Here is a 12,970-nt window from a genome sequence, read left to right as displayed (position 1 = left end):
ACCGCTTGGCAAGCGTTGCGTCAGGCGTTGTCGAGCGCGCGGGCTTCCGCGGTGCGCAGGAAGTAGATCATGTCCAATGCCAGCGACGGTTGCCCGAGCACCGTCAGCATCATGTGGACCTGGCCGCGGTGGTGAGTCTGGTGGTTGAAGAAATGCGCAAGCGTGGTGCCGAGTCGGTCTGTATAGGTCTTGGGCGGGTTGCCGCGCTGATAGGAAAATGTTCCTTCGACGCTGTCGAGCCCGTCGATGAAGCCGATGATCTTCTCGTCCATCGCCTGGCGCGACGCCCTCAACGCTGTGAAATCATCGAACAGGATGGTGTCGAGCTGAACCGGGCCGGTATCCTTGCCCGCAAACCGCGTCATCCAGACCCCGTCGGCATAGAGGACATGGTTGAGCGTGGCGTGGACGGAGGGGAAGAAGGCGCCGAGATCGCGGCGATATTCCTCATCGGATAATTCCGCGGCCGCGGTGTAGACAAGGGCGTTGGCCCAGGCATTATAGGCGGCGAAACGGCGGTAATGCTGCAGCATGGGGGTCTCCTCTTTTGCCGCAGAATACCGCGGCGCTGGCCGTAAGCCAGCGAGAAATTTTGATGGTTTCAGCAATAAGTCTCATGCGTCATGCCCCCTTGACGTGCTAATTTTTCAACCGCGACGAAGGAGTTTCACATGGCACGAATTCTCTACACGCTTTGCGGCGCCGATCCCGATATCCGCTTTTCCCCCCATTGCTGGAAAATCATACTGGCCCTGAGGCACAAGGGGCTCGACTTTGAGGAAAAGTCCGTCGGCTTCACCGAGATCGCCAAGCTCGAGAACGGGTTTTCGAAAACCGTGCCGATCCTGAAGGATGGCGACAAGCTGATTGCCGACAGTTTCGCGATCGCGCTCTATCTGGAGCAGACCTATCCGGACGCCCCGTCGCTCTTCAAGGGCGAGGGCGGGGCCGGCATGGCGCGGTTCGTCGAGGCCTATTCCCAGGCGACGCTGCATCCCGCCATCACCCGGATCGCGGTCAAGAATATCCACGACATGCTGGCCCCGGTCGATCAGGCCTATTTCCGCGAAAGCCGGGAAGCCCGCCTTGGGGCGACGCTCGAAGAGGTCGCGACCGGACGCGAGGCGGAAATCGCCGCCTTCGCCGACAAGCTGAAGCCGCTGCGGGTGATGCTGGCGAAACAGCCCTTCATAGGCGGCAGCGAGCCGCTTTTTGCCGATTACATCATCTTCGGCGCGCTGCAATGGGCGTTCAAGACCGGCAATCCAGGGCTTCTCGATCCCAACGACCCGGTAATGAACTGGTTCGAGCGCTGCCAGGGCTTCACCGAAACTTCATAATCGCAAGCCGCATCGATTCATCGCGTCCGACAGCTTCCATTTTGGCCGAAACCGCTTTATACACCGGCCAAATTTCATGAACGCAAAGGACGACGACATGGCGATTGAACGCACTTTTTCGATGATCAAGCCGGATGCCACCAAGCGCAACCTGACCGGTGCGATCACCAAGGTTTTCGAGGAAAACGGCCTTCGCGTCGTCGCCTCCAAGCGGGTATGGATGGCCAAGCGCGAGGCGGAAGCCTTCTACGCCGAGCACAAGGAACGTCCGTTCTTCGGTGAACTCGTCGATTTCATGTGCTCCGGCCCGACCATCGTCCAGGTTCTGGAAGGCGAGAATGCCGTCCTGAAGAACCGCGAAATCATGGGCGCGACCAACCCGGAAAAGGCCGATGAGGGCACGATCCGCAAGACCTTCGCGCTGTCCATGGGCGAAAACTCGGTTCACGGTTCGGACGCGCCGGAAACCGCCAAGCGCGAAATCGCCTTCTGGTTCTCCGAAACCGAAATCGTCGGCTGATTTCTCGGTCGAACCGACTTTCAGAACCCGCGGCTTGCCCGCGGGTTTTTTTGTGTCAGCCCTTGCGCGCGGCGAGGCGCTCGGCGGCCCGTTCGCTGGCGGAGCGGCGGCTGGACTGGAACATGTGGAGCCGCGCCCTGACGGCGTCGACGATCTCCGGCGGCGCGGTCTTCGGTGTGCCGCAGCGATAGGGCGGTTCGGGATCGTATTCCATCTGCAGCTGGATCTGCTGGGCGGTCGCCCGGTCGGTCATGTCCTCCACCACCCGCAAGGCGAAATCGATGCCGGAGGTGACGCCGGCGCCGGTGATGCGATTGCGGTCGACGACCACGCGCTCATGCACCGGTTTGGCGCCGAACAGCGCCAGCTGCTCGATCGAGGTCCAGTGCGAGGTGGCGCGGTAGCCGTCAAGCAGGCCCGCCGCCCCCAGCACCAGCGAGCCGGTGCAGACCGAGGTGACCAGCTGGCAGCCCGGCGCAATCCGTCGCAGGAAATTCAGCGTCTCGTCGTCATCCATCAGCGCGATCTGGCCGGGGCCGCCGGGGACACAGACGATGTCCAGGCTCTGGCACTGGCCGAATGTGGTGTTGGGCAGCACGCGCAGCCCGCGATCGACGATCACCGGATCGAGGTTTTTCCAGAGAAATTTGATGTTCGTGCCCGGCATGCGATTGAGAACGTCGGCGGGCCCGAACAGATCCAGCTGGGTCAGGCCAGGATACATGATCAAGCCGACATCTATGGAAGCGGCATTGGCGGGCATGGCGGTCCTCGTCGCGCGGTAAATCGATTGAAAGATTTCATCAGCAGGATAGAGCGATTTACAATCCGGGCAAGCCCTGCAATCGCGCTTCTACAGCAAGATCGTGTCCGTTTTATTGCCAGCGGCCGCGGGCCCGGTCATCCTGTTCGCGGGCGCTGACCCATTCGCCGGAGCCGCCGTCCTTCAGGTGTTCCTTTTTCCAGAACGGCGCGTCGGTCTTCAGGAAGTCCATGACGAAGGATGCGCCGTCGAAGGCGGCATGGCGATGGCTGGCCGCGGCGATCACCACCACGATCGGATCGCCGGGCAGCATGCGGCCGAAACGGTGGATCACCGTCAGGCCGAGCAGGCCGAAGCGCTCGATCGCCTGTTGGCCGATCCGGGCGATCTCCTCCTCGGCCATGCCGGGATAGTGCTCGAGTTCCAGCGCCTCAAGCCTGCCGCCCTCGTCGCGGCAGTGGCCGGTGAAGCTCACACTCGCGCCGATATCCGGGCGGCCTCCGGTGATATTCTCGATTTCTGACGCGATATCAAAGGCTTCAGCCTGTATCCTGACTTTCGGTGCGAGCTTCATGTCTCACCCGCCCGTCATGGGGGGAAACAGCGCGATCTCGCGCGCGCCGGCGATCGGGGCGTCATGCTCGGCATGGAACTTGTCGAGCGCGACCCGGATCACCTCCGGTTCGGCAAGGGCCGCGGCATAATTGTCGCCGCGCGCCTGGAGGAAGGCGAGCAGGCCGGCGACATCCGTCACCTCGGCCGGAATGTCCAGTTCCTCCTCGCCGGTCCCGATCCGCTCGCGCACCCATGCGAAATAGACGAGCCTGGTCATCGCTCCGCCTCCACGACATGTTTCAGCCCGGCGCGGAAATAATCATAGCCGGTATACATCGTCAGCGCCGCCGCGACCCAGAGCAGAACGATGCCGAGATTGGTGGTGTAAGGGATCACCTTGTCGCCGGCGGGGCCGGCCAGCAACAGGCCGATCGCCACCATCTGGAAAGTGGTCTTCCACTTGGCGATGCGGGTGACCGGGACCGAGACCTTGAGGCCCGCCAGATATTCGCGCAGGCCCGATACCAGCACCTCGCGGCACAGGATGATGATCGCCGCCCACAGCGACCAGCCGGCAATCGTGCGCTCGACATCGGCGGCGAGCAGCAGAAGGCAGGTCGAGACCAGCAGCTTGTCGGCGATCGGGTCCAGCATGCGTCCGATATTGGAGGTCTGGTTCCAGGCACGCGCCAGATAGCCGTCGAAGAAATCGGTGATTGAGGCGATCAGGAAGATCGTCAGCGCCGCCCAGCGGGCGAAATCGGAGCTTGAGAGCTTTCCCTCCAGGAAAAAGCAGAGCACGATCAGCGGCACCGCCAGGATGCGCCCATAGGTCAGGAGGTTGGGTAGATTGTAAGCTTTCGATGCCATCGCGTCATTCCGTCTGCTCGGGCGGGCGGTCGCGCCCCGCCGCAAGATGCTTCCAATGCAACCCCGCGGTCAATGCGGCGCGGCATTAAACCTGTGACAGGTTTTCAGAATTTCCGAAAGCCGACTGTCATTTGCCGCCGCCTTCGTGAAAATGGTCGTAGATCAGCCGCGCCATCGCCTCCGAAATCCCGTCGACGCCGGCAAGGTCCGACAACCCCGCGCGCGACACCGCCTTGGCCGAGCCGAAATGCTGCAGCAGAGCGCGCTTGCGTGACGGCCCGATGCCGGCGATCTCGTCGAGCGGGTTCCTGACCATCTCCTTCTTGCGCCGCGCCCGGTGGGAACCGATCGCGAAGCGATGGGCCTCGTCGCGCAGGCGCTGGATGAAATAAAGCACCGGGTCGCGCGGCGGCAGCGAGAAATCGGGCCGGCCCGCCATGAAGAAGCGCTCGCGGCCGGCCTCGCGGTCGGCGCCCTTGGCGACGCCGATCGCGGTGACCGCCTCGGTGATGCCGAGGTCTTCGAGAATCTTGCGCACCGCCGACATCTGCCCCTGTCCGCCGTCGATCAGGATCACATCCGGCCAGGCGGGGAAGGGGGCGTCGCCATCGCCATCCGGCGCAACGGATCGTTCGGGAATGCCGTGCTCCTTGATCAGCCGCGCGAACCGGCGGGTCATGACCTCGCGCATCATGCCGAAATCGTCGCCGGGCGTGATCTCGGTCGATTTGATGTTGAACTTGCGATATTGCGCCTTCACGAAGCCGTCGGGACCGGCGACGATCATGCCGCCCACCGCATTGTTGCCCATGATGTGGGAGTTGTCGTAAACCTCGATCCGCCGCGGCGGCTGGCGCAGGCCGAAGGTTTCGGCGAAGCCTTGCAGCAGGCGCGATTGCGTCGCGGTTTCGGCAAGCTTGCGGCCATGGGCCTCGCGGGCATTGGCAAGGCCGTGCTCGACCGCCTCGCGCTTTTCGCCGCGCTTCGGCACGGTGATCTGCACCTTGCGCTCGGCGCGCTCCGAAAGCGCCAGTTCGAGCAGCGCCTGCTCCTCGATCTCCTCCGACAGGAATATATTCCTCGGGATCGGCTTGTCGTCATAGAACTGCGCCAGGAAGGCGTTCAGGATTTCCGCGCCGGTGAGCGACGGATCGGCCTTCGGAAAATAGGCGCGATTGCCCCAGTTCTGGCCGGTGCGGTAGAAAAACACCTGAATGCAGCAGAGCCCGCCCTCATTGTGGATCGCGAACACATCCGCTTCCTCGATGCCTGCCGGATTGACGCCCTGGTGGCCGAGCACATGCGAGAGCGCGGACAACCGGTCGCGATAGATCGCGGCGCGTTCGAAATCGAGGTTTTCCGACGCAGCATTCATCGCATCGGCGAGTTCGGCATGGACCTGCTTGCTCTTGCCCGACAGAAAGGCGCGGGCCTCGTCCACCAGTTCGGCATAATCCTCTTTCGATATCTCGCCGGTGCAGGGCGCGGCGCAGCGCTTGATCTGATAGAGCAGACAGGGGCGCGTGCGGCTTTCATAGACGCTGTCGGTGCAGGAGCGAATCAGAAACGCGCGCTGCATCGCATTGATGGTGCGCCCGACCGCGCCGGCCGACGCGAAGGGGCCGTAATAATCGCCCTTGCGGGCGCGCGCGCCGCGATGCTTGAACAAAGCGGGCGCCTCGTGGTCGCCGGTGATCAGGATATAGGGAAACGACTTGTCGTCACGCAGCAGGACATTAAAGCGCGGCCGCAACCTCTTGATCAGATTGGCTTCCAGCAGCAGCGCCTCGGTCTCCGTCCTGGTGGTGACGAATTCCATATGGGTGGTCTGCGCGACCATGCGGGTGATGCGGTTGGAGTGGCCGCGGCCTTGCGCATAATTGGTGACGCGCTTTTTCAGAGACCGCGCCTTGCCGACATAAAGCACGTCGCCATTGGCATTGAACATGCGGTAGACGCCCGGCGCGTTCGGCAGGCGCTTGACGAATTCGGCAATCAGTTCCGCGCCCTTCAGCGCATGCTGTTCGCTCGCCGCATCATTCCACTGGATCGCGTCGGGCGAGGGCACGGTGACCTCCGGCAAGCCGTCGTCATCATCCCTGTCGTCATAAACAATGCCGCCATCAGGCGCGTTGCGTGTCATTCATTGATACCCGTTACGTCCGGTGTTTCCCAGGCCAGGTGCTGCCCGCCATCGAGCGCGATCATCTGACCGGTGATCGAGGGCGTTTCGTAAAGATAGCGAATCGTCGCCGCGAATTCCGACAGCGCCGGCCCACGTCTTAAGATAAGCGTTCCGATCTGGCTTTCAAAATCCTCGTCGCTCTGACGCGTGTTTTTCAGCGTCGGACCGGGGCCGATGGCGTTGACGCGGATGTTCGGCGCGAAGGCCTGCGCCATGGTTTGCGTGGCGGTCCACAGCGTGCTCTTGGACAGCGTGTAGCTGAAGAAGCGCGGCGTGAGCGCCCAGACCCGCTGGTCGATCATGTTGACGATCAGGCCGGACCGCGCGCCGTCGACCTGACGCGCGAAATGCTCGGCCAGAATCAGCGGCGCCTTCACATGGATGGCGAAATGGCTGTCGAACTGGTCCGCGTTGAACCGGTCGGCCTCGTCGGCATTGAACAGCGAGGCGTTGTTGACCAGGATATCGATCGGCCCCATGGCCGCGTTGACCGCGCCGATCAGGCGACCCGTCTGTTCGCTGTCGAGTAGATCGGCCTCGAAGGCGCGGGCCTCGATGCCGCCGTCGCGAAGGGCGTTTGCCAGCGATTCCGCTTCCTCGAAGCTGCGATTGGCATGGATTGCCACATTGAAGCCGCAATTCGCCATGCCCTCGACGATGGCGCGGCCAAGTCTTTTCGCGCCGCCGGTGATGAGAACGGTTCTGGAGCACGGGTTTTGCTGCATATATCGATCCTTTGGACGGCGTTGCGAAGCTTATATCGTCTTGTCGCAGCAACAACCAAGTGGAAGTTGGCGCGCTTACGGGGGCGCGGCGGAAGCGGCGACCACGCAGTGATATAGCGGATTTAAATATAAATAATGTATTAACTCTGATTTTCTGAGTTTATTTTTGTATAAATTCATTGTTAACGATATATATGACGGACTTATCGAAAGCATTGATAACATAATTAATCGCGCCTATCTCATTTCTTAAGTGCTTTACGCGCAGATACGATAGCGAAGCACAAGAAGGAGAGACAAGATGCGGAATATCAAAACGACGACCGCCGTCGCGATGGCGGTATTGGTAGGCGCTGGCGCGGCACAGGCCGCAGACGCCATCGTCTCCACCCCTTATGAGCCGAGCCCGGTGAGCTATGCTCAGCCGGCCAAGATTTCGAACTGGAGCGGCTTCTACCTCGGCGGCGCCGCCAACTGGGACTGGGGCACGTTCGACGAGGGCGACTTCAAGGCCGATGGCTGGGGCGGCACGCTGTTCGGCGGCTACAACATGCAGAGCGGCAATATCGTCTACGGCGTCGAAGCCGATCTCGCCACTTCGAACCAGAATGAAGTTGTGGTTCCCAGCGTGAAGATGGAACAGGGCGTTAACGGCTCGCTGCGCGGCCGCGTCGGTTTCGCCATGGATCCGGTTCTGCTCTACGGCACGGCCGGTCTCGCCGGTTCCAAGCTGGTCGCCAAGCAGGCCGGCGACAAGGACACGCAGATGGGCTGGGGCTGGACGGCCGGCGCCGGCGCGGAAGCCATGCTGACGGACAATATCTCCGCTCGCCTGGAATATCGCTACACCGACTACGGCAACCAGGATTTCAAGCTGAACGGCGCGACCTATGAGCGCGGCTTTCAGGAAAACACCGTCAAGGTCGGTCTCGGCGTTCACTTCTGAGAACCCGACAACGCCTGATGTAGGGGAGGCTCGCCGGAAGGCGGGCCTTTTTTCGTTCGGGCGGGAAACGCCGCGGGCTACGCCTGCGGGCGCAGCCGGCCATAATCGGGAAAGCGTTCCTCGAATGCCGCCGGCCAGTTGACGAGGCGCACGCGGTGTTCTTCCCACTGGCCGGGAAAGCGCAGCATCAGATAGCCGAGCAGGCTCGCCAGCGCGAAATGGCCGGCATTGAGCCGCTTGCCGAATTTCGGCGGATGGGCATCCAGATGATCAAGCCCGCGGCGCACCTTGTCCCACTGGCGGTCGACCCAGGGCTGGTGCCAGGCCTCCGGAGAGCGAAACCGCGTCTCGTAGATCACCAGAATGGCGGCATCGCAGATCCCGTCGCAAAGCGCCTCGGTGCGTTCCACCGCCGCGCGTTTTTCCGGGCTGCGCGGATAGATGCGAGCATCCTCGCCGGCAATCGCGTTCAGATAATGCATGATGGTGCGGCTGTCGTAGTAGGTCTCGCCCTCGTCGGTGACCAGCGTGGGGATCTTGCCGAGCGGGTTGGCGATCAGGAGGTCCTCCGGATTGTCCTGCGTCGCCGTGGGCACCAGATCGAGCGCTATGCCCAGATGGTGAGCCGCCATCACCACCTTGGTGGAGAAGGGCGAGGCGGGGGCGTAAAACAGTTTCATCGGCCGTCTTCTTTCTCGTGTGCGGTCTCGCCGGCGATCCAGAAGCTTTTGGCGCGGGCGAAACGGTCCTGCGCCAGGCAGGTCTTCAGATAGGGCAGCAGAATATCGAGTTCGCCCGCCAGCGTATAGGGCGGATTGACGATGACGAGGCCCGTACCGGCAAGGCCCTCGGCGTCGCGCTCGCTTTTGACGACAAGCTCCGCGCAGAGGATTTTCGGGATCGCAAGTTGCTTCAGTTTCTGATGGAAGGCGGCGACCGGGGCGCCGTTCTTGATCGGATACCACAGCAGATAGGTGCCGGTGGCGAATCGGCGGTGGGCCTTTGCCAGACCGTCTGCGAGACGATCGAATTCGCCCGGCTCCTCGAAGGGCGGATCGACCAGCACGATGCCGCGCCGCTCCTTCGGCGGCAGATGGCCGGCAAGCGCTAGCCAGCCGTCGAGATGGGTGGCGCGGACCTGATAATCGCCGTCGAATGCGGCATGCAGGGTCTCGTAGTCGGCCGGATGCAGTTCCATCAGCGACAGCCGGTCCTGCTTGCGCAGCAGCATGCGGGCAAGGCGCGGCGAGCCCGGATAGGATTTTACTCCGCCGTTCGGCCCCACATTCGGGTTGAGCGCGCGCACGCAATCGAGATAGGGCTCAAGCAGGCGCGCGATATTGCCGGGCAAGTCGGCGTCAAGGAGCCTCCCGATGCCGTCGCGCCATTCGCCGGTCTTTTCCGCTTCTCCGCTCGAAAGATCGTACTGACCGATGCCCGCATGGGTGTCGAGTACCCGGAAGGCGGCCTCCTTGCGCTCGAAATAGCGGATGACATTGACGAGCACGGCGTGTTTCAGAACGTCGGCGAAATTGCCGGCGTGGTAGATATGGCGGTAATTCATCGCGTCCTCGCATTGCCTTTGGCCGGGATGGTATTAAGAGTCCCGGCATCGCTTTACAAGCGGCTCGCCGCCCGCCTGCTTTCAACAAGGATTTCCCCATGACCACGGATCGCGCCCGAATTCTCCAGAAAAACGTGCTGTTCGAAGGCTGGAGCCGGATCGTCGAATATGTTTTCCACTACCGCGATAGTAAGGGGCGCGAAAGCGACCGCTCCTGGGAGGTCTGCGAGCGACCGGAGGCGGCGACCGTGCTGGTCTATGACCACGATCTCGGCAGGTTCGTGCTGGTGCGCCAGTTCCGCGTGCCTGTCTTCGCGCTGGGCAATTGTGACGGTTTTCTGCTGGAGGCCGCGGCCGGGTTGATCGACGACGGCGAGACGCCGCGCGAGGCCGCGATCCGCGAGGCCCGGGAAGAAACCGGCTATGCGGTGGGCGAGCTTATCCCCATCAGCGCCATGATCTCCGCGCCGGGCATTCTCACCGAGGTGGTGCATTGTTTCGCGGCAATCGCCGACGGCAGCATGCGGGTTGAAGATGGCGGCGGGCTCGCCGACGAGCACGAGGACATCGAGATCGTGACGCTCACGCTCGACGAAGCAATGGCAATGGTCGCCTCCGGCGAGATCAGCGACGCCAAGACGATCATCATGCTGCAATGGGCGGCGATGAACCGGTCGGTTTTCGGACTTTAGTCCGAAAACTGTTCCGCCAGTATCCGTTCCGACCATGAGCGGTTCGGGTCGGAGAGCACCTTGGCGCGGGCGTCGGGGTCCTGTTCGATGCGGACGTGGAGCACGTGCTTGACCTCGGTATGGTCGGCGAAGGCGTTGACCAGGCGCTTTTCAGGCTCCAGCGCCACGATATCGACGACGGCGGTGTTGGGCAGCAATGCGCCGCGCCAGCGTCGCGGCCGGAAGGCGCTGACCGGGGTGATCGCCAGAAGCGGCGCCTCAAGTGGGATGATCGGGCCGTGGACGGAGAGGTTGTAGGCGGTCGAGCCGGCGGGCGTTGCGACCAATATGCCGTCGCAGGCAAGCTCCGGCAGGCGCACCCTGCCGTCGACGCTGACCTGCAGCTTGGCCGCCTGGTGGGACTGGCGCAGCATCGAGACCTCGTTGATCGCGAGCGCGATCGACGAGGTTCCGTCGGCATTGCGCGTCGTCATGCGCAGCGGCCGCAGCTCGTTGATGTCGGCAATCGCCAGACGGCCGAGCAGATCGACGGTCGAATACTCGTTCATCAGGAAGCCGACCGAGCCGCGGTTCATGCCGTAGACCGGGGTGGCGGAGTTCATGTATTCGTGCAGCGTCTGCAGCATGAAGCCGTCGCCGCCGAGCGCCACGATGTAATCCGCCTCTTCCGGCGCAACATTGCCATAAAGCTGTGTCAGTTCGGCTAAAGCCACCTCGGCATCTTCGGTTCCGGAAGACAGAAAGCACAGGGCGGGTGTGGTCTTGGGCATATCGCTTTTCCGTTCGGGTTTGGCGCGGGGCCAGATCACCCGAGCGGGCCGCGATTTGCAAGCCCCTCGCGCCGCCGATCTTTCCGGCTGCGCCAAAATAGCGACGAAATAGATGATTTTTTCGTTTTACAGCAGGGCCAAATCTGATAGTTGGCATGCCCAATGCCCTTGTAGCTCAGTTGGTAGAGCATCTGATTTGTAATCAGAGGGTCGCGGGTTCGAATCCTGCCGGGGGCACCAAGCCGCTTTCAGGGTTACCGCGCAAGGCGTCGAGTTCGACGCTTCCGGCCGGTAAATGCCCTGGCGCCATTTTGCCCAAGCCCGGAAAAGCTTGTCAAAATGCCAAGGATATTGCAAGAAGTCGCGCCCGGCCATGACGCCGCGTTTGCGCATGTAACCCCACGGCTTTCGAGCCGATATGAAATGAAGGTATGGATATGCAGGTAACCGAAACGCTCGCCGAAGGGCTGAAGCGCGAAATCAAGATCACAGTTCCTGCGGATGATCTGAAGGCGCGCATGAATGAACGCCTGGCGGACGCCAAGGACAAGGTTCGCATCAACGGCTTCCGTCCGGGCAAGGTGCCGATGTCGCACCTCAAGAAGCTTTACGGCAAGTCGGTCATGGCGGAAATCGTCAACGAGACGCTGCAGGAAAAGCCGCAGGCCGTGATCGCCGAGCGCGGCGAACGCGCCGCCGGCCAGCCGAAGATCGACATGACCGAGGATGAGGGCGAGGCCAACAAGGTCCTGAACGGCGAAATCGATTTCGAATTCACCGTATCCTACGAAATTCTGCCGAAGTTCGAGCTTCAGCCGACCGACGGCCTGAAAGTCGAGCGTCCGGTTGTCGAGATTTCCGATGAGGAAGTCGAGGAGCAGGTCAAGGCGGTTGCCGAAAACGCCCGCGAATACGAAACCAAGAAGGGCAAGGCCGCGGATGGCGACCGCGTCACCATCGACTATGTCGGCAAGATCGACGGCGAAGCCTTCGAAGGCGGCGCCGACACCGATTCGCAGCTCGTGCTCGGTTCCAACCGCTTCATCCCCGGCTTCGAAGAGCAGCTCGTCGGCGTCAAGGCCGAGGACGAAAAGCAGGTCAAGGTCACCTTCCCCGAAGACTATCCGGCCGAACATCTCGCCGGCAAGGAAGCCGTGTTCGACGTTACCGTGAAGGAAGTCGCCTCCGCCGGCGAACTGGAGATCAACGACGCGCTGGCCGAAAAGCTGGGTCTGGAATCGGCCGATCGTCTGCGCGAGCTCGTGCGCGAGCAGATCGTTGGCCAGTACAACCAGTTCACCCGCCAGAAGGTCAAGCGTCAGATCCTCGATCAGCTCGACGAACAGTATTCCTTCGAAGCCCCGCAGTCGCTGGTTGATGCCGAGTTTGAAAACATCTGGCGCCAGGTCCAGGCCGATCTGGAGCGTTCGGGCAAGACCTTCGAGGATGAGGACACGACCGAAGAGGAAGCGCGCAGCGAATACCGCAAGCTTGCCGAGCGTCGCGTCCGTCTCGGCCTCGTGCTGTCCGAAATCGGTGAGAAGGCCGGCGTTCAGGTTTCCGATGAGGAAATGCAGCGCGCGCTTTATGACCAGATGCGTCAGTATCCCGGCCAGGAGCAGGAAATCCTGAAGTTCTTCCGCGAAACCCCCGGCGCCCAGGCATCGCTGCGCGCGCCGATCTTCGAGGAAAAGGTGGTCGACCACCTGCTCGAAGGCATCGACGTCAAGGATGTCACGGTCTCCAAGGAAGAGCTGATGGCTGACGATGACGACGAGGTAGCAGCGGCGACCAAGAAGGCTGAAAAGAAGCCCGCCGCCAAGAAGAAGGCTGCGCCGAAGAAGGCCGCCGCCAAGGCCGAGGATGACGCAGCTCCCGAAGAGGCTGAAAAGCCTGCCGCCAAGAAGGCGCCGGCCAAGAAGGCCGCTCCGAAGAAGGCTGCTACTGCCAAGGCTGACGCCGACAGCGATGCGAAGCCCGCGCCGAAGAAGAAGGCCGCTCCGAAAAAGAAGGCCGACGACAGCGCCGAATAAGCCTGCG

15 protein-coding genes and 1 tRNA gene are annotated in these 12,970 nt (G+C 62.2%); 6 read left to right on the top strand and 10 right to left on the bottom strand.

Annotated features, from left to right (window positions below; translation table 11 throughout):
- Window positions 1-20: 20 nt before the first annotated feature.
- Window positions 21-533, bottom strand: a complete 513-nt coding sequence (locus tag K7H91_RS00750) for a DinB family protein (protein ID WP_230718252.1) — start codon at window positions 531-533, stop codon at window positions 21-23.
- 138 nt (window positions 534-671) lie between these two features.
- Between K7H91_RS00750 and K7H91_RS00745 the strand changes: the two genes are divergently transcribed.
- Both K7H91_RS00745 and ndk read left to right on the top strand, forming a co-directional pair.
- Window positions 672-1,340: a glutathione S-transferase family protein gene (locus K7H91_RS00745; protein WP_230718251.1), complete on the top strand. Its 669-nt coding sequence runs from the start codon at window positions 672-674 to the stop codon at window positions 1,338-1,340.
- 97 nt (window positions 1,341-1,437) lie between these two features.
- Window positions 1,438-1,860, top strand: coding sequence for a nucleoside-diphosphate kinase (ndk, locus tag K7H91_RS00740; protein WP_026173380.1), 423 nt, complete (start codon window positions 1,438-1,440; stop codon window positions 1,858-1,860).
- A 55-nt stretch (window positions 1,861-1,915) separates the two neighbouring features.
- On the opposite strand, the gene K7H91_RS00735 is transcribed toward ndk, so the two are convergent.
- The 6 genes from K7H91_RS00735 to K7H91_RS00710 form a co-directional block, all read right to left on the bottom strand.
- Complete coding sequence (locus tag K7H91_RS00735) at window positions 1,916-2,623, bottom strand: DJ-1/PfpI family protein (protein ID WP_230718249.1); 708 nt, start codon at window positions 2,621-2,623, stop codon at window positions 1,916-1,918.
- A 112-nt stretch (window positions 2,624-2,735) separates the two neighbouring features.
- Window positions 2,736-3,197, bottom strand: coding sequence for a molybdenum cofactor biosynthesis protein MoaE (locus K7H91_RS00730; RefSeq protein ID WP_230718247.1), 462 nt, complete (start codon window positions 3,195-3,197; stop codon window positions 2,736-2,738).
- Window positions 3,198-3,200: 3 nt separating this feature from the next.
- Window positions 3,201-3,455, bottom strand: a complete 255-nt coding sequence (gene moaD / locus K7H91_RS00725) for a molybdopterin converting factor subunit 1 (protein ID WP_018064256.1) — start codon at window positions 3,453-3,455, stop codon at window positions 3,201-3,203.
- Window positions 3,452-4,048, bottom strand: a complete 597-nt coding sequence (pgsA, locus tag K7H91_RS00720) for a CDP-diacylglycerol--glycerol-3-phosphate 3-phosphatidyltransferase (RefSeq protein WP_230718245.1) — start codon at window positions 4,046-4,048, stop codon at window positions 3,452-3,454. The genes moaD and pgsA overlap by 4 nt, the downstream gene beginning before the upstream one ends.
- A gap of 127 nt (window positions 4,049-4,175) precedes the next feature.
- On the bottom strand, window positions 4,176-6,191 hold the full coding sequence (uvrC, locus tag K7H91_RS00715; protein WP_230718243.1) for an excinuclease ABC subunit UvrC: 2,016 nt from the start codon (window positions 6,189-6,191) through the stop codon (window positions 4,176-4,178).
- Window positions 6,188-6,958, bottom strand: coding sequence for an SDR family oxidoreductase (locus K7H91_RS00710; RefSeq protein WP_230718241.1), 771 nt, complete (start codon window positions 6,956-6,958; stop codon window positions 6,188-6,190). Before K7H91_RS00710 ends, uvrC begins: the two co-directional genes overlap by 4 nt.
- A gap of 301 nt (window positions 6,959-7,259) precedes the next feature.
- Here K7H91_RS00710 and K7H91_RS00705 point away from each other — a divergent pair, with 301 nt between their 5' ends.
- Window positions 7,260-7,904, top strand: coding sequence for an outer membrane protein (locus tag K7H91_RS00705; protein ID WP_230718239.1), 645 nt, complete (start codon window positions 7,260-7,262; stop codon window positions 7,902-7,904).
- A gap of 77 nt (window positions 7,905-7,981) precedes the next feature.
- On the opposite strand, the gene K7H91_RS00700 is transcribed toward K7H91_RS00705, so the two are convergent.
- Window positions 7,982-8,584: a glutathione S-transferase family protein gene (locus K7H91_RS00700; protein WP_230718237.1), complete on the bottom strand. Its 603-nt coding sequence runs from the start codon at window positions 8,582-8,584 to the stop codon at window positions 7,982-7,984.
- Window positions 8,581-9,468, bottom strand: a complete 888-nt coding sequence (locus K7H91_RS00695; RefSeq protein ID WP_230718235.1) for a 23S rRNA (adenine(2030)-N(6))-methyltransferase RlmJ — start codon at window positions 9,466-9,468, stop codon at window positions 8,581-8,583. The genes K7H91_RS00700 and K7H91_RS00695 overlap by 4 nt, the downstream gene beginning before the upstream one ends.
- A gap of 98 nt (window positions 9,469-9,566) precedes the next feature.
- Between K7H91_RS00695 and K7H91_RS00690 the strand changes: the two genes are divergently transcribed.
- A complete protein-coding gene (locus K7H91_RS00690; protein WP_230718234.1) occupies window positions 9,567-10,160 on the top strand; it encodes an NUDIX domain-containing protein in 594 nt (197 codons plus the stop codon).
- On the opposite strand, the gene K7H91_RS00685 is transcribed toward K7H91_RS00690, so the two are convergent.
- A complete protein-coding gene (locus tag K7H91_RS00685; RefSeq protein ID WP_230718232.1) occupies window positions 10,157-10,930 on the bottom strand; it encodes an NAD kinase in 774 nt (257 codons plus the stop codon). The two genes, K7H91_RS00690 and K7H91_RS00685, sit on opposite strands and share 4 nt — an antisense overlap.
- A 164-nt stretch (window positions 10,931-11,094) precedes the next feature.
- Between K7H91_RS00685 and K7H91_RS00680 the strand changes: the two genes are divergently transcribed.
- Window positions 11,095-11,170 (top strand) — tRNA-Thr (locus tag K7H91_RS00680).
- 197 nt (window positions 11,171-11,367) lie between these two features.
- Window positions 11,368-12,963: a trigger factor gene (gene tig / locus K7H91_RS00675; protein WP_230718450.1), complete on the top strand. Its 1,596-nt coding sequence runs from the start codon at window positions 11,368-11,370 to the stop codon at window positions 12,961-12,963.
- The last annotated feature ends 7 nt before the right edge of the window (window positions 12,964-12,970 follow it).

This window comes from Martelella mediterranea (genome assembly GCF_021021415.1).
Lineage (GTDB): Bacteria > Pseudomonadota > Alphaproteobacteria > Rhizobiales > Rhizobiaceae > Martelella > Martelella mediterranea_C.
Note: the sequence above shows the minus strand (reverse complement) of the source record. Positions and strands in the feature narration are given on the sequence as shown.

Coding starts and splice junctions, on each gene's coding strand:
- K7H91_RS00750 (WP_230718252.1), bottom strand. CDS start 533: ATGCTGCAGCATTACCGCCGTTTCGCCGCCTATAATGCCTGGGCCAAC.
- K7H91_RS00745 (WP_230718251.1), top strand. CDS start 672: ATGGCACGAATTCTCTACACGCTTTGCGGCGCCGATCCCGATATCCGC.
- ndk (WP_026173380.1), top strand. CDS start 1,438: ATGGCGATTGAACGCACTTTTTCGATGATCAAGCCGGATGCCACCAAG.
- K7H91_RS00735 (WP_230718249.1), bottom strand. CDS start 2,623: ATGCCCGCCAATGCCGCTTCCATAGATGTCGGCTTGATCATGTATCCT.
- K7H91_RS00730 (WP_230718247.1), bottom strand. CDS start 3,197: ATGAAGCTCGCACCGAAAGTCAGGATACAGGCTGAAGCCTTTGATATC.
- moaD (WP_018064256.1), bottom strand. CDS start 3,455: ATGACCAGGCTCGTCTATTTCGCATGGGTGCGCGAGCGGATCGGGACC.
- pgsA (WP_230718245.1), bottom strand. CDS start 4,048: ATGGCATCGAAAGCTTACAATCTACCCAACCTCCTGACCTATGGGCGC.
- uvrC (WP_230718243.1), bottom strand. CDS start 6,191: ATGACACGCAACGCGCCTGATGGCGGCATTGTTTATGACGACAGGGAT.
- K7H91_RS00710 (WP_230718241.1), bottom strand. CDS start 6,958: ATGCAGCAAAACCCGTGCTCCAGAACCGTTCTCATCACCGGCGGCGCG.
- K7H91_RS00705 (WP_230718239.1), top strand. CDS start 7,260: ATGCGGAATATCAAAACGACGACCGCCGTCGCGATGGCGGTATTGGTA.
- K7H91_RS00700 (WP_230718237.1), bottom strand. CDS start 8,584: ATGAAACTGTTTTACGCCCCCGCCTCGCCCTTCTCCACCAAGGTGGTG.
- K7H91_RS00695 (WP_230718235.1), bottom strand. CDS start 9,468: ATGAATTACCGCCATATCTACCACGCCGGCAATTTCGCCGACGTTCTG.
- K7H91_RS00690 (WP_230718234.1), top strand. CDS start 9,567: ATGACCACGGATCGCGCCCGAATTCTCCAGAAAAACGTGCTGTTCGAA.
- K7H91_RS00685 (WP_230718232.1), bottom strand. CDS start 10,930: ATGCCCAAGACCACACCCGCCCTGTGCTTTCTGTCTTCCGGAACCGAA.
- tig (WP_230718450.1), top strand. CDS start 11,368: ATGCAGGTAACCGAAACGCTCGCCGAAGGGCTGAAGCGCGAAATCAAG.